The sequence below is a fragment of the Burkholderia semiarida genome (assembly GCF_029268935.1).
GTDB lineage: Bacteria > Pseudomonadota > Gammaproteobacteria > Burkholderiales > Burkholderiaceae > Burkholderia > Burkholderia semiarida.
In genome coordinates, this window is the sequence record NZ_JAHLCL010000008.1 from 1,210,037 (window position 1) to 1,227,174 (window position 17,138).

Annotated in this window: 20 protein-coding genes; 9 read left to right on the top strand and 11 right to left on the bottom strand. The window is 66.1% G+C overall.

Annotated features, from left to right (window positions below):
* Positions 1–188 precede the first annotated feature (188 nt).
* From KPB06_RS28675 to KPB06_RS28685, 3 genes are all read left to right on the top strand, one after another.
* Positions 189–2,117 carry a TonB-dependent receptor domain-containing protein gene (locus tag KPB06_RS28675; protein ID WP_275905814.1) on the top strand — a complete coding sequence of 643 codons (1,929 nt, stop codon included), beginning with the start codon at positions 189–191 and terminating at the stop codon, positions 2,115–2,117.
* Between the two features lie 128 nt (positions 2,118–2,245).
* Complete coding sequence (locus KPB06_RS28680) at positions 2,246–2,797, top strand: TetR/AcrR family transcriptional regulator (RefSeq protein ID WP_226290679.1); 552 nt, start codon at positions 2,246–2,248, stop codon at positions 2,795–2,797.
* Positions 2,798–2,819: 22 nt separating this feature from the next.
* Positions 2,820–3,821, top strand: coding sequence for an alpha/beta hydrolase (locus KPB06_RS28685; protein ID WP_275905813.1), 1,002 nt, complete (start codon positions 2,820–2,822; stop codon positions 3,819–3,821).
* A 125-nt stretch (positions 3,822–3,946) separates the two neighbouring features.
* Here KPB06_RS28685 and KPB06_RS28690 read toward each other — a convergent pair whose 3' ends face one another.
* Entirely contained in the window at positions 3,947–4,579 is a 633-nt protein-coding gene (locus KPB06_RS28690; RefSeq protein WP_124862021.1) for a LysE family translocator, read from the bottom strand.
* A 116-nt stretch (positions 4,580–4,695) separates the two neighbouring features.
* On the opposite strand from KPB06_RS28690, the gene KPB06_RS28695 reads away from it, so the two are divergent.
* Complete coding sequence (locus tag KPB06_RS28695) at positions 4,696–5,157, top strand: Lrp/AsnC family transcriptional regulator (RefSeq protein ID WP_059585082.1); 462 nt, start codon at positions 4,696–4,698, stop codon at positions 5,155–5,157.
* Positions 5,158–5,334: 177 nt separating this feature from the next.
* Here KPB06_RS28695 and KPB06_RS28700 read toward each other — a convergent pair whose 3' ends face one another.
* From KPB06_RS28700 to KPB06_RS28720, 5 genes are all read right to left on the bottom strand, one after another.
* Positions 5,335–5,682, bottom strand: a complete 348-nt coding sequence (locus KPB06_RS28700) for a copper-binding protein (protein WP_059585081.1) — start codon at positions 5,680–5,682, stop codon at positions 5,335–5,337.
* Between the two features lie 53 nt (positions 5,683–5,735).
* On the bottom strand, positions 5,736–6,527 hold the full coding sequence (locus KPB06_RS28705) for a DUF2182 domain-containing protein (protein WP_059585080.1): 792 nt from the start codon (positions 6,525–6,527) through the stop codon (positions 5,736–5,738).
* The gene (locus tag KPB06_RS28710; RefSeq protein ID WP_059585079.1) at positions 6,524–7,168 is read right to left on the bottom strand and encodes a DUF1326 domain-containing protein; all 645 of its coding nucleotides are present in this window, start codon (positions 7,166–7,168) and stop codon (positions 6,524–6,526) included. The genes KPB06_RS28705 and KPB06_RS28710 overlap by 4 nt, the downstream gene beginning before the upstream one ends.
* A 167-nt stretch (positions 7,169–7,335) precedes the next feature.
* Positions 7,336–7,635, bottom strand: a complete 300-nt coding sequence (locus KPB06_RS28715; RefSeq protein ID WP_059585078.1) for a hypothetical protein — start codon at positions 7,633–7,635, stop codon at positions 7,336–7,338.
* Positions 7,636–7,855: 220 nt separating this feature from the next.
* Positions 7,856–8,104 carry a hypothetical protein gene (locus KPB06_RS28720; protein WP_059585077.1) on the bottom strand — a complete coding sequence of 83 codons (249 nt, stop codon included), beginning with the start codon at positions 8,102–8,104 and terminating at the stop codon, positions 7,856–7,858.
* Between the two features lie 102 nt (positions 8,105–8,206).
* Here KPB06_RS28720 and KPB06_RS34585 point away from each other — a divergent pair, with 102 nt between their 5' ends.
* Positions 8,207–8,428 carry a hypothetical protein gene (locus KPB06_RS34585; protein WP_143328753.1) on the top strand — a complete coding sequence of 74 codons (222 nt, stop codon included), beginning with the start codon at positions 8,207–8,209 and terminating at the stop codon, positions 8,426–8,428.
* 171 nt (positions 8,429–8,599) lie between these two features.
* Positions 8,600–9,970, top strand: a complete 1,371-nt coding sequence (locus KPB06_RS28730; RefSeq protein ID WP_060009377.1) for an MFS transporter — start codon at positions 8,600–8,602, stop codon at positions 9,968–9,970.
* A 184-nt stretch (positions 9,971–10,154) separates the two neighbouring features.
* Here the strand turns inward: KPB06_RS28730 and infA are convergent, their stop codons facing one another.
* The 3 genes from infA to KPB06_RS28745 form a co-directional block, all read right to left on the bottom strand.
* Positions 10,155–10,418 carry a translation initiation factor IF-1 gene (gene infA, locus KPB06_RS28735; protein WP_006483034.1) on the bottom strand — a complete coding sequence of 88 codons (264 nt, stop codon included), beginning with the start codon at positions 10,416–10,418 and terminating at the stop codon, positions 10,155–10,157.
* A 464-nt stretch (positions 10,419–10,882) separates the two neighbouring features.
* On the bottom strand, positions 10,883–11,086 hold the full coding sequence (locus KPB06_RS28740; RefSeq protein ID WP_006483056.1) for a cold-shock protein: 204 nt from the start codon (positions 11,084–11,086) through the stop codon (positions 10,883–10,885).
* Positions 11,087–11,367: 281 nt separating this feature from the next.
* Positions 11,368–11,718 carry a type II toxin-antitoxin system VapC family toxin gene (locus tag KPB06_RS28745; protein WP_226093947.1) on the bottom strand — a complete coding sequence of 117 codons (351 nt, stop codon included), beginning with the start codon at positions 11,716–11,718 and terminating at the stop codon, positions 11,368–11,370.
* A 161-nt stretch (positions 11,719–11,879) separates the two neighbouring features.
* Between KPB06_RS28745 and KPB06_RS28750 the strand changes: the two genes are divergently transcribed.
* Entirely contained in the window at positions 11,880–12,920 is a 1,041-nt protein-coding gene (locus KPB06_RS28750; protein ID WP_059585075.1) for an acyltransferase family protein, read from the top strand.
* A gap of 318 nt (positions 12,921–13,238) precedes the next feature.
* On the opposite strand, the gene KPB06_RS28755 is transcribed toward KPB06_RS28750, so the two are convergent.
* Positions 13,239–13,655, bottom strand: a complete 417-nt coding sequence (locus tag KPB06_RS28755) for a type II toxin-antitoxin system VapC family toxin (RefSeq protein WP_179231777.1) — start codon at positions 13,653–13,655, stop codon at positions 13,239–13,241.
* Positions 13,642–13,878: a FitA-like ribbon-helix-helix domain-containing protein gene (locus tag KPB06_RS28760; protein WP_059585143.1), complete on the bottom strand. Its 237-nt coding sequence runs from the start codon at positions 13,876–13,878 to the stop codon at positions 13,642–13,644. Before KPB06_RS28760 ends, KPB06_RS28755 begins: the two co-directional genes overlap by 14 nt.
* A gap of 491 nt (positions 13,879–14,369) precedes the next feature.
* Here KPB06_RS28760 and KPB06_RS28765 point away from each other — a divergent pair, with 491 nt between their 5' ends.
* Together KPB06_RS28765 and KPB06_RS28770 are read left to right on the top strand one after the other, a co-directional pair.
* Positions 14,370–15,647 carry an acyltransferase family protein gene (locus KPB06_RS28765; protein WP_059585073.1) on the top strand — a complete coding sequence of 426 codons (1,278 nt, stop codon included), beginning with the start codon at positions 14,370–14,372 and terminating at the stop codon, positions 15,645–15,647.
* Between the two features lie 100 nt (positions 15,648–15,747).
* On the top strand, positions 15,748–17,136 hold the full coding sequence (locus KPB06_RS28770; protein WP_059585072.1) for a DHA2 family efflux MFS transporter permease subunit: 1,389 nt from the start codon (positions 15,748–15,750) through the stop codon (positions 17,134–17,136).
* Positions 17,137–17,138 lie beyond the last annotated feature (2 nt).

Below are 17,138 nucleotides of genomic sequence, written 5' to 3' on the forward strand. Positions count from 1 at the left end.
GTGCAAGCACCGCCGTTGGCGGCCGCCCGTTGCATGGACGACCCGACCTCAGGATCCGTCAGATGTCCATCGTTCCCGAATCCGCTTCCCGGCCGGAAGCGTCGCCCCGACGCGCCGTCGGCATGCATCCCCTGCCGGCCCCCGGCTCACGATCGCCGTACACGTCACACGCTTTGTCCCGCTGTCTCATGAACCTTCGTCACCTGCTTGCCACGTCCGCCGCCACCGCGCTGCTTTCCCCGCTCGCCCATGCGGCCGGCGACGCGGCGCCTGCGCAGCCCGCGGCACCGGCGTCAGCCGCGGACCTGCCCGCGATCAGCGTGACCGACACGCGGCACCTGCCCGAATCGTTCGACCGGCGCTATGCGTCGACGCAGGTGCTCACGCGCGAGGATCTCGACCGGCTGTCGCCGGCCGACCCGAGCATCACGCAGGCGCTCGCGACGCTGCCGGGCGTGACCGTCGCGCAGAACGGCGGGCCCGGCTCGTCCGCGTCGGTCAGCATCCGCGGCTCGTCGGCGAGCCAGGTCGCGGTGTTCATCGACGGCATCCGGATCGGCTCGCCGACCACCGGCATCGCGCCGTGGGCCGACCTGCCGACCGAAGCGTTCGAGCGCGTCGAGGTAATCTCCGGCCCGGCCGCCGCATCGTTCGGCAACAACGCGATGGGCGGCGTCGTGCAGCTCTTCACGCGCCGCGCCGCCGACCAGCCGAACCAGACCACCGTGTCGTTCGGCGGCGGTTCGAACAAGACGTTCGACACGCAGTTCCGCACGTCGGGCACGGTGCCGTCGACCGGGCCGCTGGCCGCGCTCGGCGGGCTCACCTATTCGCTCGGGCTGCACGACTACAACACGGCCGGCATCGATGCGACGCGGCCTTTCTTCTACGGTCACGAAGATGGCCGCAATCCGTATCACGCGCAGGATCTCGACGCGCGGCTCGGCTATGCGCGCGACAACTGGTCGATCTCGACGTTCGCGCTGTACCACCGCTCCGATCTGTCCTTCGACAACAGCGGCTACGCGAATCGCGAGCGCGATCACCAGTTGACGACCGGCGTTGCATTCCATCTCGACATCACGCCCGATACGCAGTTCGACCAGTCGTTCGGCTATGCGAACGATCGCCAGTTCATCTACGCAGACAACCCGGCCCTCGCGACGGACCAGATCAATTCGCAGCGCATCAGCACGTCGACGTCGCTGACCCATCAGGCGCACGGTTTCCACCTGTTCGGGCTGCCGCTGTCGGGCGAATCGAAGCTCGCGTACGACTTCACGCGCGAACAGGCGTTCCTGCCGGTCGACATTCCCGGCGGCGTGCCGACGCGCAACGATTCCGCGTTCTCGCTGCACCAGTCGGCGACGCTCGGCAACGTGACGATGTTCGTCGCCGGCCGTCACGAGATCATCGCCGGGCAAGCAGTGAACACCGGCAACGCCGCGCTGTCGTGGGCGATCACGCCGGTCTATACGGCGCGCATGTCGTACGGCAATGCGTTCCGCCTGCCGACGTTCAACGACCTGTACTACCCGGGCTACGGCAATCCGAGCCTCAGCCCGGAACGCAGCACGTCGGTCGAGGCCGCGCTCGACGCGAACACGGCGTACGGCACGTTCACCGCGGCGATCTACGACACGCGCGTCAACAACCTGATCGCGTACAACCCGGCGACGTTCTCGCCGATGAACATCGGCCGTTCGCACATTCGGGGCATCGACCTGTCGTACAAGGGAACGATCGGCCGCTCGACGCCGGTGAGCGTCGCGGTCGGCATCCTGAATCCGCAGGACGAGACCAACCAGACCTGGCTCAGCCGCCGGCCGCGCCAAACGGTCAGCCTGAACGTCGACCACACGTGGGACGAACTGAAGCTGCACGCGCTGAGCACAGGCGCGTCGCTGCTGTACGGCGGCTCGACGTTCGACGACCCGGCCAACCGGCAGTATCTGGCGTCGTACCTGACGGTGAACCTGCGAGCGTCGTACCGGATCAATTCGCACCTGACGGTGTCGGCGTCGCTGTCGAACCTGTTCGACCGGCAATACATGACCGCGTACGGCTACAACACGCTCGGGCGCACCGCGTTCGGCAAGGTGAGCTATACGTTCTGACGGCCGCACGCAGCGGCGCGACGCACCACACCGGCACGCGCGGAAAATTGACAGCGCGGCAAAAGCTAATAGAATTAGTTCTTTGACTAACCTGCATAGCATTCGTCATGGCGCGTGCCGGCATTACCGTGGACAAGCTCGTCGAAGCCGGCGCGCAGCTCGCCGATGAAACCGGCTTCGAGCAACTCACCGGCGCAGCGCTCGCGCGGCATTTCGACGTCAAGCTGGCGAGCCTGTATTCCCATGTCGCGAGCTTCGACGATCTCAAGAGCCGGATCGCGCTGTTCGCGCTGCAGGAGCTGGCCGAGCGCGCCGCCGACGCGCTGGCCGGCCGCACCGGCAAGGACGCGCTGGCCGCGCTCGCCAACGTCTATCGCGACTACGCACGTGCGCATCCGGGCCGCTTCGCGGCCGCGCGCCATCCGGTGAGCGGCGGGCGCGCCGCCGCAAGCGCGGGCGGGCAACTCGTCAGGATGACGGCAGCGGTGCTGCGCAGCTACGGCTTGCCCGATAGCGAACAGGCGCATGCGATCCGCCTGCTCGGCGGTTTCTTCATGGGCTACGTGACGCTCGAAAGCGCCGGCGGCTTCTCGCACAGCGCGCCGGATTCGGACGTGTCGTGGGCACGCAGCCTCGATGCGCTCGACGTGATGCTGCGCCACTGGCCTTCGGCCGCATGACGTACCGAACGGAATCCAAGCAATGAAAGACAAACCCGACGGCGTCGTGCTGCCGAGCCGTGTCGTGCCCTTCCCGACCTCGATCAGCGACGAAGCACGCGCCGCGCTGCAACGCCTGACCGGCGACGACGGGGTGCCGCTGAATGCGTTGCACGTGATGCCGGCGCCGGACGACATCGACGCATGGATGCGCGTGAAGGCCGGTGCCGACGCGCATTACACGGCCGCGGTCGAGCAACTCGCCGGCTATTTGCGCTCGAGCGTCGAGACGATCCGCGTCGGCGATGCGGACGTGCATGTCGCGACACCCGACGCCGCGGCTTCCGGCGCCTGCGCCTACATCGATCTGCATGGCGGCGCGCTGGTCGTCGGCGGCGGCGCCGCGTGCCGCGCCGGCGCGCAGATGCAGGCCGACCGGCTCGGCATCCGCTGCTACGGCGTCGACTACCGGATGCCGCCGGAACACCCGTATCCGGCCGCGCTCGACGACTGCATCGCCGCCTATGCTTACGTGCTGGCGCATCACGCACCGGAAAACGTCGTCATCGGCGGCCGCTCCGCCGGCGGCAATCTCGCCGCCGCGATGGTGCTGCGTGCCCGCGACGAAGGCTTGCCGCTGCCTGCCGCGCTCGTGCTGCTGTCGCCGGAAGCCGACCTGACCGAATCCGGCGACAGCTTCGAGACCAACCGGCTCGTCGATGTCGTGCTGCCGGCGCCTCTGATGGCGAACAACCTGCTCTACGCGAACGGCGCCGATCTCGCGCATCCGTACCTGTCGCCGCTGTTCGGCGATTTCGCCGCCGGCTTCCCGCCGACCTTCATCCAGAGCGGCACGCGCGACCTGTTCCTGTCGAACGCCGTGCGCCTGCATCGCGCGTTGCGGCGCGCGCAGGTGCCGACGGAGCTGCACGTGTTCGAGGGCATGCCGCACGGCGGGTTCATGGGCGCGCCGGAGGACATCGACCTGAGCCAGGAAATCGCGCGCTTCGTGCACGCGCACTTGAATCCGCACGGATCGAATTGAGCCGGCGATCAACGGGCAAGCACACAAGGACGACATCGGCATCGGCCGGATCGCCGGCTCCCCGGATCGAATGCGGCAAATCTGGCGGGTGACGCGATCCGGTCGCCCCGCGCCGCGCCGTGCACCTAGATCAGCCCGCGCACGCCCGCGGCGAGCTGGATCGCGCCGAATACCGCGACGACGGCCGCCGACGCGCGCGACAGCCCGTGCATGAACGCGAACGACAGCTTCGTGCGCAGCGCGGCGGTCGCGCTGCTCAGGCACAGCCACCACGTGGCCGAGCCGACGAACACGCCGGCGACCATCCACGCCACTGTCGCCCACATCGCGCCTTCCCGTGCCCCCGGCAGCGGGCCGAGCGCCGCGAAGATCCCGACGAACGACACGATCGTCATCGGGTTCGACAGCGTGAGGCCGAACGTCGTCAGGAAATCGCGCAGGACGGTCGTCCGCGGCACGTCGCGTGGCCCGGCCGGTGCGGCCGGCGCCTGGCGCGCGATGGTCCACGCGAGCCACACGAGAAACGCGCCGCCGCCGATTTTCAGGCCGACGGTCAGCATCGGAAATGCGGTGACGATGCCCGCGACGCCCAGCGCGCCGAGCAGGCCGTAAATCGCGTCGGCGCACGCGGCGCCGATGCCCGTCGCGAATCCCGCCTGGAAACCGCGGCTCAGGCTGCGCTGAATGCACAGCATGCCGATCGGGCCGACCGGCACCGCGATCGACAGCCCCATCACGACGGATTTGATGAACAGCATCGCCTGCTCCTTGCGACATTCGGTGGATCGAACAGGCATCGTAGGGAAAGTCCGGCCCTCGCTGAATGCGGTTTTTAAGGAAGAATGGCGGCTCTACCTTAAAAACGCCCGCCGCGATGGACGATCTGGACTGGAAGATACTGGCGCTGTTGCAGGACAACGGGCGCATCAGCTATACGGAGCTCGCGCGCCAGGTTCACCTGTCGGTGCCGGCGGTGACGGAGCGCGTGAAGCGTCTTGAAGCAGCCGGCGTGGTCGAAGGCTATACGGCCCGGATCAATCCGTCCGCGGCCGGCTATCCGGTGAGCGCGCTGATCGGCATTACGGTGCCGCAACCGGCGAAAGCGAAGTTCCTCAAGCTGCTGGAGACGATTCCCGAAGTCGTCGAATGCCATCACGTGACGGGCGCGGATTCGTATGTGATGCGGTTCGTCGCCGTCAGCATGGCCCATCTCGAACAGTTGATCGAACGCATCAACCTGTACGGCGAAACGCGCACGTCGATCGTGATGTCGACGCCGCTGCCCGCGCGCGGGCTGGCACGGCCGGCGGCAAGGGCCGATATCGTCAGGAAATGAACGAGCGCGGGCCGCCCCGCCGCCCGCGGCGGCCCCACGACCGTTGACCACGGTCGCCGGTGTGGTACCGACGACACGGGCGACCATGCCGGAAATCGGCGCCGCGCTGGCCCTCGGTTACGTAGCACGTGCAGAGAAAAACCGACGGCGTCGCTCCGTGCACGCGCCGCATCCTCGTCACTGCCGCCTCGCCAGCTTCACGATCGTCAGCGTGCCGTCGACGTTTTCCACTCGAACCCGGACCTTGTCGCCCACATGCAGCGGCGGGATCATCGCCGCGTCGCCGGCCTTGAACGTCATCGTCATCGGCGGCATCCCGAGGTTGTCGAGCGCGCCGTGCTTCAGCGTCACGAGCCGTCGCGCGGCATCGATGTGCTTCACCTCCGCATCGGTCACCTTCGTGTCCGGCGCGGACATGGTCGTGTCGCGCGGGTTCATGCCGGATATGTCGCCGCCCGCGAGCGCCGGCATGACAACGATCGCCATCGCGCACGACACGGCAACAGCATGAAAGCAGATCTTCATCGAGCATCTCCCGTCCGGCTCGACATGCTTCTTCCGCAGGCACGCGCCGCACCTCACACGATCAACGTCACACCGGCCCACGCGATCAGCACGACACCCAGCACACGGCCGATACGATCGCCGCCGGGCAGGACCTTTTCCACGAACACGAACAGCGACAACGCGACGATCCACACGACGTTCATCACGCCGCCGACGAACAGCAGCGCCATCAGCAGCCAGCAGCAGCCCACGCAAACCGCACCATGCCGCGCGCCCAGCAGGAAACTGCCGGCAGCGCCCGGGCGCCAGTGCGCGACCAGGAACGCAGCCGGCGCGCGGCATTGCCGCAGACACGCGCGTTTCAGCGGCGAGAATTGATAGAGCCCGGCCAGCGCCAGCACGATGGCGGAAAGGAGCGCGCTCTTCGACCACAGCATCATCGCGGAGATCAGCCCGGCCGGCTGCAGCAGCGCCTGCAGCAGCGCCGCGCCGATCGAGAACGCCAGCCACGTCGTCAGATAGCCGGCCAGCAGCGCCACGGACGTGAACGTCGATCCCGCCGCCCCGTCGCCGTGCTGCCGCAGCACGCGCCGGTACAGCATCACGAGCGGCGCGGCGCCGGGCGTCATCATCGCGATCATCATCACCCACCACATCGCGATCACGGTCGGCAGCGACGGATCCATGCTGCCCATGTCGTCCGCCAGCCGATGCGGAAACAGCGCGACGGCCGTCATCTCCCGCGCCGACATGCCGGTTCCCGCACCCGTCCACAGATAGAACCAGCACAGGCCGACGAGCGCGGCCATGCCGAGCAGCGTGACGGCTCGCTCGCGCGCGAGCCAGGTATCGACCGGCGTCATGCCGCGGCGCGATGCCGGACCAGTCCGTGGTTGTTCAGATGCAGCCGCGCGAATTGCGCATAGGTTCCGTCGAGATTCAGTGCGATGTTGCCCTGCGAGCGCCCCGTGCCCGAACCGATCTCGGCCAGCTCGTATTCGAAACCGTGCGGCAGGTCGATCCGCACGCGGTGCTCGTCACCGGTCACCGGATTGCGGATGGGTTCGCCCGCCGCGTCGAACACGCCGTCCACGTGAATCCGGCCGCGCCGCGCATCGACATCGACGTCGAAATCGATCTTCGTGAAGATCGGCTCGAACGCGTGCTCGAGCGTCGACGCATACACGGAAAACATCGTCGCGAATGGATCGGTATCCTGACCGGTCATGATCTTCAACACGGCGTCGCGCTGCGCCGGACTGGCGCGCTCGTCGACGACCGGCTGGCACTTGCCGTGGCCTTCGTGAACGGCGCCCGGCCACTGGAACACCACCGCGATCCTGACGCCGTCGAGCACCACGTCGCCGTAATGTCCGCTGTCGATCGAAATCGCGCCCATCGCTTCGCAGTTGCCGTTGGTCGGCAGCGCATTGAACTGGCAAGGGCAACCGTATGAGCAATTGCAACTGATCATTTCGGTGCCCTGAATCTCCCACGGCGTCATGGCTCCACCTCGCGCTCTGAAACAAACGAACGCTTCGAATCTAGTGCACGCAATGGGGGAAAGCAACGCGGTCATGGCGGCGTGAAAACCCTGCGTTCCGGCCTCACGTAAGACGTTTCGGGAGGCGCTCGCCGGGCTGTGCCGAGAGCCGTCGCGTCACCCCGTTCTCACACGAACAGCGACGCGACGATCGCACACCACACCGCACCCGCGCCGCACAGAAACACGCGTCGCGCGACGAACATTCGCGACTCGTCGTCGGACGTTTTCATCGGCGATGTTGCGAGAAACGGCACGCTGGCGAGGCACGCGAAACCCGCCAGCGCGGGCACGATCACGACGAAGTCGCCGAATCGCCAGGGCAGCGCTTCGTGCAATCCCCAGTAGCCGAGAAACAGCATGCCCATCGAGAACATCGTCGCCGCGGCCGAGCTGAGCGCGACCACCGATCCTGTCGGAAATTGCACGTGAACCTCCCCTCGCGCAGTGCACGATGCGACGCCTGTCGCCGAAGATCGCCACGATGTCGCCCGACGGCCGCGGAATCAGGCGTTCGTTTCGGGCCCGAATGCGTCGAGCGCGCCGGCTTCGCTCGCGAGCCCATGCGCGTTGTCACGAATTGACAGATTCGATCCGGTCGAGCGGGATGTCGTGCCTGCTCGATCGAGCAGCACGTGCATGACGTCGCTAACCCGGCTTCTTCGCGCCCTGCGCAACGGAGATCCACCCGACCACCGCCGCGGCGACCCAGCAACAGGTGATCATCAGGTCCAGATCCATCCAGCCCTCGAAATTCGTGCTGTTTTCGAAACTGCAGCGCTGATGGCCCCTGACCCACATGCAGCCGCTGATCAACTGCTGGATGTGCATGTAGACGCTGTACACGGCAACGGCGGAAGCGATGACGGCGACCCGCAGGCTTATGCTCTTTTTCATTGACGCTGAAGGCGTGGGATGATCTCGCGACGATCTTAAGCCAATGGCGATGCGTGACGCAATCGATCGGTATCGGCGCCGGTGGTGTACGCAGTGTCATGCATGCAATCGGCCGCGTACGGCGAAATCGTCGCAACGGAGTCGTCGCGCGCGATCGAGCCGGTCACGCTCGGGAACATCGACGCATTCGCTGAAGCACGATTGCGCGTCCGACGGCAATCGCGCATCGTTGTTCATCAAAACCGATGGGCTCGGCGATTATCTTGCCGAAGTACGCGAACGACCATGCCGATGAAGCGCTCGCCGCGGTATGCGACCGGATGAGGATCGACGCAGGCCGTTGACGCACTCGCGACCCGAACGCGGAGTGGCGACCTGAGCGCATGCGCAGGTGCGGGCATGGCGCTTGCACCGCCTGATGCCCTCGCCTGCTGACATGACGCTGGCAGCAGGCGGCGCTCAAAGTTGCACGAGCGCCTGCCGAGGAACGCCGCCATGACCGATACCGCAGCACTCGCCGACCACGCCCTCAAACGCCGCGGCGTGACGCTGATCGCGCTATGCATCGCCGTGCTCGTCGCCCAGGTCGATACGGCCGTCGTCAATCTCGCGACGCGCGCGATCGGCGCCTATTTCCATGCCGGTGTCGGCGCATTGCAGTGGGTCGTCGACAGCTACAACCTCACGTACGCGGTGTTGCTGCTGACGGGTGGCCTGCTCGCCGACCTGTACGGGCGCCGCCGCATCTTCATGGCCGGCACGACGATCTTCACGATCGCGTCGCTGCTGTGCGCGCTGGCGCCGTCGGTGTCGGTGCTGATCGCCGCACGCGCGCTGGCCGGCGTCGGCGCCGCGTTGTTGTTGCCGGCATCGCTTGCGATCGTGCGCGTCGTGTGGCGCGACCCGGTCGAACGCGGTCGAGCGCTCGGCATCTGGGCCGCATGCAATGGCGTCGCGATGGCGATCGGCCCGACGCTCGGTGGCGTGTTGATCCGGCACTTCGGCTGGCGCAGCATCTTTTTCGTCGTCGTGCCGCTGAGCATCGCCGCGATGCTGCTCGCGATCCCGGCCGTGCCCGAGTCGTCCGATCCGCACGGCCGGCATTTCGACGGCGCCGCGCAAGTCGCGGGCGCCCTCGCGCTCGGCGCGCTCGCGTATGCGGCGATCGTGTTCCGCGAAGCGCCGACCGCCTGCGCGATCGCCGGCTGCATCGCGATTGCGTCGTTCGTCGCGTTCGTGGCGATCGAGCGCCGCCACGGCGAAGCCGCCCTGGTACCGCTCGATATTTTCCGGATCGGCGCGTTTCGCGGCGCGATCGCCGCGACCACCGGCATGACGTTCGGAATGTACGGTGTGCTGTTTCTGCTGCCGCTGACGTGGCAGAGCGTCGGCCGCCTCGATTCGATCGGCGCGGGCCTCGCGCTGTTGCCGATGGCGCTCGTGTTCGTCGTCGTATCGCCGTGGTCGGGGCCGCTTTCCGAGCGCATCGGCACGCGCGCGACGACGGCCAGCGGTGTCGCGGTGATCGCAAGCGGGCTCGCCGCGATCGGCGCGTCGGCGGACGCGTCGAGCCTGTTCGGCGCAGAAATCGGCCTCGCGCTGACGGGGCTGGGGATGGGAATCGCGACGGGCCCGTTGATGACCGTTGCGGTCGGCGCCGTCGACGCGACGCGCTCGGGCACCGCCAGCGCGCTCGTCAACGTCGCGCGAATGACTGGCGCGACGCTCGGGATCGCGGTGCTCGGCACGGCGTTCGCCGCCATGCACGGCGGCGCGACCGGCCTGCGGGTGGCGATGTTCGCCGGCGCGGCGGTTCAATTGACGGGCGCGGCGGTGGCGGCAGTTGCCGTACAGCGGTCGGCATGACGCGTGACATGCGCGCTCGGCACACGCGGCGCCGGTAAAGGCGGGGAAACAGAAGAAGCCGCGGCGCGACAGCGCCGCCGACTACCGACGAACGGCACACGATGTGCCGTTCAGCCGGTTCGTCCGGCCACGAGGCCGGACGGGGAACGATCGGTGCGCGCTGCCGCGCGCCGATCGTGGTCGCTTAGCGGCGCGGCTGGCCGCTTCGCGGCGGACGCGGGGAATTCGCGTCCTTGTGCCGGAAGTTGATGCGGCCCTTGGTAAGGTCGTACACCGACAGTTCCAGCGTCACGCGATCGCCCGCGAGAATGCGGATGTGGTTCTTGCGCATGCGGCCCGACGCGTACGCGCCGACCACGACACCGTTTTCCAGCGTGACACGGTATTTGCTGTCCGGCAGCACTTCGTCGACGATTCCGTCCAGTTCCAGCAGTTCTTCTTTTGCCAAACCAATTCCTCCAGACAAGGTGATTGACCGCGGCCGCGGCGACTGCCCGGCGCCGACTCCCGCAAACGGGACGGCGGCCGGCAAGCGGCCGGGATCGGTTCGTTCAGACGGGCCTCGGGCCAGTCTTGCGATCGGTGCCCGGCGCGTTGCGACGTTCGGGCGGTCGGTGGCTGCGGCGCCAGCGGCGCCGCGCAAGTCGGGACCGCGCCAGCTACGGCATGGCGGCGGTCTGCTCGGGTTGATGCGTTCAAGCGGTGATGCGCTCGCGAAACGGCATGCATTTCACGAGGGCGTTGCGTCGCATGCGGTCAGGCATGCGATGAGGGAGGCGTCACGACCGATGCATCGTGAATGTCGCGATGCATCGGTCGTGCGCATCGGAACGCACAGGCTGCCGTCGAGCGGCGCCCGCGCGATACGCTATCCGGCAGCGGCCACCGATGGGCAACCGATGCCGATGCGGCTTACTGCGGCGTGATGTTCGACGCTTGCAGACCCTTCGGGCCGCGCTTCACTTCGAAGCTGACCTTCTGGCCTTCGGCCAGGGTCTTGAAGCCCGTGCCGCGAATTTCCGAGAAATGGGCGAACAGATCGTCGCCGCCGTTGTCCGGGGAAATGAAACCAAAGCCCTTGGTTTCGTTGAACCACTTGACGGTACCGGTATCCACAAATACTTCCTTAATACAAATGACGAATGATGAAGATGCGCCCGTGACGGGCACAGAAAGAATCAAAGAGGGAGAGACCAACGACTGCCGCACGGTGTGCGGCCAATGATGAGCAATCGAACTTCTTGACGACTTCGGTCTCGGACACTACGCGGTCGCGGCCGTTTCGTCAAGTTCTTTTGGTGCAGCGCACAAGCGCGGACCCGCGGGCGCTGCGCAGGATGCCGGCCGGCCAAGGGCGCTACATCGTCTGTTGGGACGGGAGGACCGCCCCTGCGACGCTAGTCGAATGGATTCAGCAACCGGACGCCGGTGCGAGCGAAATCGTCGACGTTGCGCGTGACGACCGTCAGATCGTTGATCAGCGCGGTGGCCGCGATCAGCTTGTCGAGCTCATGCGTCGGATCCGGCACGCGCAAATGCCCCCACATCTGGCTGGTCTCGACATCGACCGGCAGGATGTTCGGCGCATAGCCGGACAGGATCATCGCCACCCAGGCCTCGAGCGCCGACGCCTGACTGTGATCGCCGCGATGACGGATCAGGTCGACACCGCGCCGCAGTTCGGCCACCGTCACGACCGACAGGTAAAGCGGGCTGTCGGCTTCGGCCTGCCGGAAGAACGCCCGCACGCCCCGGTTGGTTCGCTTGCCCTTCCTGTGATGTCGTCTTGGCTCAAAAATTCCAGTCGGACACGGCGCCTTGCAGTCAGTAAAATCAAGCATTTGTCATATGCTTCTGAACGGCATGCCTGCTGGTTACCATACGTGCCGGAAAGACCGGAAACCTTACCATGAGCTCCAATAACCAAAACGCCTTCACCTTCCTGCGTCTGTTGGCCGCATATGCAGTGATCGTCACCCACAGCTACGTCGTGCTCGGACTGCCGCATGACTGGCTTGAGGCGCATGGCTTCCCGCAGTTCAGTGAGTTCGGTGTGAGCGCGTTCTTCGCGATCAGCGGGTACCTTGTGTGTAAGTCGCTGCAACGGAACCCGAATTCGATCGTCTATCTGCGCAACCGCGCGCTGCGCATCTTCCCGGGCCTGGCGGTTTTGCTACTGCTGACGATCTTCGTCGCCGGCCCGATCATGACGCATACGTGGTTGCCCGAGTGGCTCGAATACATGACAAACCTGTCGATGTACCAGCTCGTCCCGACGCTCCCCCACTTCTTCGCGACGAACCCGGTTCCCGTCATCAACGGCTCACTCTGGACGTTGTCGCTCGAGGTAACGTGCTATCTGATGCTGCTTGGCGTATCGTGGGCCGGAGCATTGAACTGGAAGGGGCTATTGCTGATGCTGATCGGCTGTTACGTGGCGCTGATGGGTGATTTGCTCTGGCAAGGGAACAATCTGATCGGCGTGAACACCTTCCAGCTTTCTCGCCTTGGCGTGTTCTTCTGGGGAGGAGCGTTTCTCGCGACCGTAACCTTGCCGCGTAGCTGGATCCTGTGGACAGCTTCGGTCTTGCTGGCCCTGCTGCCCTTCTATCTGTTCGCGTCCCATTCAGACTGGAAGATCAGGGCGTACGCCTTCAACCTGCTGCTGCCGTTCGTTGTCATTTTCGCGGCGGAACGCCTGCCCAGGCTGGCGTTCCTGAACCGCTTCGACATTTCGTACGGCGTTTATATCTACGCGTTCCTCGTGCAACAGATTCTGGTATGGCACTTCGGAACCGGCATCGGCCCGACCAAGCTATCTCTTTTCACCGTCGCGATCGTCACCCCACTCGCCGCTGCTTCGTGGTTCCTCGTAGAGAAGCCAGCGCTCGCGCTGAAAAGCAGATTCGCCGGCTTTCGGAGGAAAGACGTGCAAACGTCTTCTGCATAGCAGTGCCACGCATTGACACGCGACACCTCGACGACATAACCCGCGCACGGACGTCGATCATGCCGGCCGCCTCCTGATTCATATCCGTTGTTCGTGAAGGATTCTGGCCGGGCCGATGTGGCGTTAGATCGTCTGTCGGGGACGAGGAAAGCGAGCGCTAAAAGACGAGGATTGCTGCGCGAAAGGCACGCCGGAGGCGTTTCGATGCTCGGAGCGTGACATGTAGCTGCCGTGTTGGCCCTGCCACGGGAGCCGGCGTCGGGCGGGCCGACCGCCGCCCGTCCCGGCTTCTCGGGATGGTGGACCGCCCCTGCTACGCTAGTCGAATGGATTCAGCAGCCGGACGCCGGTGCGAGCGAAATCGTCGACGTTGCGCGTGACGACCGTCAGATCGTTGATCAGCGCGGTGGCCGCGATCAGCTTGTCGAGCTCATGCGTCGGATCCGGCACGCGCAAATGCCCCCACATCTGGCTGGTCTCGACATCGACCGGCAGGATGTTCGGCGCATAGCCGGACAGGATCATCGCCACCCAGGCCTCGAGCGCCGACGCCTGACTGTGATCGCCGCGATGACGGATCAGGTCGACACCGCGCCGCAGCTCGGCCACCGTCACGACCGACAGGTAAAGCGGGCTCGCGTCGGCTTCGGCCTGCCGGAAGAACGCCCGCACGCCCCGGTTGGTTCGCTTGCCCTTCCTGATTTCGCTGATGACGTTCGTATCAATCAAAAACACGGCCGACCTCGCCTGAATCCTGAACACGTTGGAAATCCGCGTCTTCGCCAACCTCCGGCATGCTCATCAGCACCTGCGCGAATGTCCGCCGCTTCGGCCGACCGAGCGCTTCGGCCAGAATGGCTCGATGTTCGGCCTCGGCGCTCCTGCCGTTGGCCGCTGCCTGCTCACGCAGGCTTTGAACGATAGTGTCATCCACGTTACGCACCAGAAGATTTGCCATGAGTACCTCCATCCAGATTTGCTATCAATGATAGCGTCACGAGGGTAAATTGCAAGCGTTGCTATCACTCTTGTAACCGGATGGACACGGGAGTCGACGCGAACCGGCGGCAACGGACGGCGAGCATTCGCCCCCTTTCGCCGCTGGCCCGACGCATCGACCTGCTGTCGCTCAAGGTAAGCCGGAGCGGGACGATGTGGAAGCCGGCCGAACGGCCAGTGTGGCGCCCATGGATCACGATGCGCGTTGGCCCGCGAGGAACGCAATTTGCGACGCAGCCCTCGTCGGCGACATGCGCGACGACCGCGGCCCGTCGCGTCGATTCGCGCTGAAACATCGTGTTGCATAACCGACCGCGGGCATCGCTATCGTTTGATACCATCAGACCACAAGACCGGCGATCGAACGCCGTGCGAAGCGCGCAGAAGACCTTGCATCGACGCGGACCCTCCGTGCCTGAAATCCCGATCCAAGACACGAGACGCTCTTCAGTGGACCTTGTTACGCCAACGCTGGAAACCCTCTTCTCCCCGACACCCGACAAACTCTACTTCCCGGCCTGCCTTGCGGCCGTGGCGATCATTGCGTGGCTCGTCGCCCGACACGTACCGTTCTACCGATCGGCCGTCGACAAGTCGCTGTCGATGCGCTATCGCAATCTCGACGGTTTCCGCGGCATCCTGGCCACCTCCGTGGTCTTTCATCACTTCGCGTGCAACCAGGCGTTGCTGTCGACCGGCGTCTGGGGCGCCGGCACCGAATTCCTGCGCAATCTCGGGACGATCCCCGTCGCGATGTTCTTCATGGTCACCGGGCTGCTGTTCTGGGAACGTGCATGCCGAGGCACGCTCGACGTGCGGACTTTCTTCGTCGGGCGCGTGCGGCGCCTCGCGCCGCTCTATCTGTTTTACGCGGCCGTCATCGTCGCATGCACGCTTTACTGGTTTCCCCGCAACGCCGTCGGCGCACCGACGCAGTTGCTGGCCGACCTGCTCAAGACCGTTTCGCTCGGCTGGTTCGGGGCATTCCCGATCAACGGAGCAGAGCGCACGCCCTATCTGAGCGGCGTCTGGTGGACCCTCGCCTACGAATGGCGGTTCTACGTCGCCGTTCCGTTTCTCGCGTGGTTCGTCGCCACGCGTGCGTGGCGCAAGCTGCTCGCGCTCGCGATCGTCACGGCCTGCGCCGCGCTGTACGGGCCGCCGGGCGGCATGGCGCTGCTGTTCGCGTTCGGCGCCGTGGCCTACGAGGTGTCGCGACATCCCGCGATCCGCGCGCGGCTGGCCACGAAACCGGCGGCAACCGTCGCGCTGCTGATCCTCGCGACGTCTCCGTCCCCGGCCGAACGCTATTCGATCGAAGGCGCGCTGCCGCTGCTTCCGGTGTTTCTCTGCATCGCCAGCGGAAACACGTTCTACGGCGTGCTCAAGACCCGGCCGCTCGCGCTGCTCGGCACCACCAGTTTCAGCATCTACATGATCCACATGGTGATCGTGTACATGATCATCCATGCGTTCAACAAGTTCGTTTTCCCGATCAATTCGGCCGGCGACTCGGGCATCTGGGCGCTCGCACTCGCATGCGCGCTGATTGCCGTCCTGTGTGCGCTGCTGACTTACCGCTACGTCGAGCATCCGTTCATCGCCACGCGCAACGACGCACGCCCGGCCCGCGGCGCGCCCGAGCGAACGCGCGTCCGCCGCGTCGAGCACCGTCCGTCCGACGAGGAACATGTCGTCGATGCAGTAGGCGAAACCGCTTCCCGATGACGAGCGGAATCGGTACCATCGGGCGATCGACGTCCGGCCGCCGCCGTGCGACCATGCAGCGGCGCCGCTCACGCCGGACTTCCGTACCACCGATTTCGCCATGTCCCGGGAACCCACACATTCCGCGCTGCTCTGGATCGTCGCCGCTGCCTTCTTCATGCAGTCGCTCGATACGACGATCGTCAACACGGCGCTGCCTTCGATCGCCCAAAGCCTGCATGCGTCGCCGCTCGCGATGCAGCCCGTCGTGGTCGTCTACACGCTGACGATGGCGATGCTCACACCGGCATCCGGCTGGCTCGCCGACCGGTTCGGCACGCGCCGCGTGTTCTCGGTCGCGATCCTCGTGTTCGTGCTCGCGTCGATCGGCTGCGCGGCGTCGCACACGCTCGGCCAGCTCGTCGTCGCGCGCGCCGTGCAGGGCATCGGCGGCTCGATGCTGCTGCCGATCGGGCGGCTCGCCGTGCTGCGCCGCGTGCCGGGCGAACAGTACGTCGCGGCCATCGCGTTCGTGTCGATCGCCGGGCAGCTCGGCCCGATCGTCGGGCCGACGCTCGGCGGCTGGCTCACACAGGCGATTTCGTGGCACTGGGTGTTCATCGTCAACGTGCCGGTCGGTGTGGTCGGCTTCATCGCCGTGCAGCGCTACCTGCCGCACGACCAGGCGACGCAGCCGCCACCGTTCGACTTCGTCGGCTGTGCGCTGCTGTCGGCCGCGATGATCGCGCTGTCGCTGGCGATCGACCCGCCGATGTCCGCGCATCGCGCCGCGTGGGCGGCCGCGCTCGCCGGGCTCGGGCTGGCGAGCGCGCTTGCGTACCTGCCTCACGCGCGGCGACGCACGCAGCCGCTGTTCCGCCTCGGGCTGTTCCGCGAGCCGAACTTCGGGTCGGGGCTGCTCGGCAACCTGCTGTGCCGGATCGGCACGAGTTCGGTACCGTTCATGCTGCCGCTGCTGATGCAAGTGCAGCTCGGCTATACGCCGCTGCAGTCGGGGCTGATGATGCTGCCGGCCGCGATCGCGGGCGTCATCGCGAAGCGGTGGATCGCGCCGCTCGTGAAGCGCTTCGGCTATGCAGCGTTTCTGGTCGTGAATACGGGGATCGTCGGCTGCGCGATCGCAGGGTTCGCGCTGGTGTCGGCGCGGCCCGCGCCGGTGCTGGAAGGTGCGCTGCTGATCGTGTTCGGCGCCGCGAATTCGATGCAGTTCGCGGCGATGAACGGCGTGACGCTCAAGGGGCTGTCGCATGCCGACGCCGGCAGCGGCAACAGCCTGTTCACGATGATGCAGATGCTCGCGATGGGTTTGGGCGTGTCGATCGGCGGCGGACTCGTCAACCTGTTCGCCACTTATCGGGGCTCGACGGCGCACGGGTTCATGCTGTCGTTTGCCTGCATGGGTGCGGTGACGCTGCTGTCGTCCGTCGTGTTCCGGCGGATCGATACGGCCGCGCCGGCGGCCGGTACCGCGGCGCGCCCTTCCGCGTGATC

Bases quoted from the DNA above. Each gene is read 5' to 3' on its own strand.
- KPB06_RS28675 (WP_275905814.1), top strand. From the start codon at position 189: ATGAACCTTCGTCACCTGCTTGCCACGTCCGCCGCCACCGCGCTGCTT.
- KPB06_RS28685 (WP_275905813.1), top strand. From the start codon at position 2,820: ATGAAAGACAAACCCGACGGCGTCGTGCTGCCGAGCCGTGTCGTGCCC.
- KPB06_RS28690 (WP_124862021.1), bottom strand. From the start codon at position 4,579: ATGCTGTTCATCAAATCCGTCGTGATGGGGCTGTCGATCGCGGTGCCG.
- KPB06_RS28695 (WP_059585082.1), top strand. From the start codon at position 4,696: ATGGACGATCTGGACTGGAAGATACTGGCGCTGTTGCAGGACAACGGG.
- KPB06_RS28700 (WP_059585081.1), bottom strand. From the start codon at position 5,682: ATGAAGATCTGCTTTCATGCTGTTGCCGTGTCGTGCGCGATGGCGATC.
- KPB06_RS28705 (WP_059585080.1), bottom strand. From the start codon at position 6,527: ATGACGCCGGTCGATACCTGGCTCGCGCGCGAGCGAGCCGTCACGCTG.
- KPB06_RS28710 (WP_059585079.1), bottom strand. From the start codon at position 7,168: ATGACGCCGTGGGAGATTCAGGGCACCGAAATGATCAGTTGCAATTGC.
- KPB06_RS28720 (WP_059585077.1), bottom strand. From the start codon at position 8,104: ATGAAAAAGAGCATAAGCCTGCGGGTCGCCGTCATCGCTTCCGCCGTT.
- KPB06_RS34585 (WP_143328753.1), top strand. From the start codon at position 8,207: ATGCAATCGGCCGCGTACGGCGAAATCGTCGCAACGGAGTCGTCGCGC.
- KPB06_RS28730 (WP_060009377.1), top strand. From the start codon at position 8,600: ATGACCGATACCGCAGCACTCGCCGACCACGCCCTCAAACGCCGCGGC.
- KPB06_RS28750 (WP_059585075.1), top strand. From the start codon at position 11,880: ATGAGCTCCAATAACCAAAACGCCTTCACCTTCCTGCGTCTGTTGGCC.
- KPB06_RS28760 (WP_059585143.1), bottom strand. From the start codon at position 13,878: ATGGCAAATCTTCTGGTGCGTAACGTGGATGACACTATCGTTCAAAGC.
- KPB06_RS28770 (WP_059585072.1), top strand. From the start codon at position 15,748: ATGTCCCGGGAACCCACACATTCCGCGCTGCTCTGGATCGTCGCCGCT.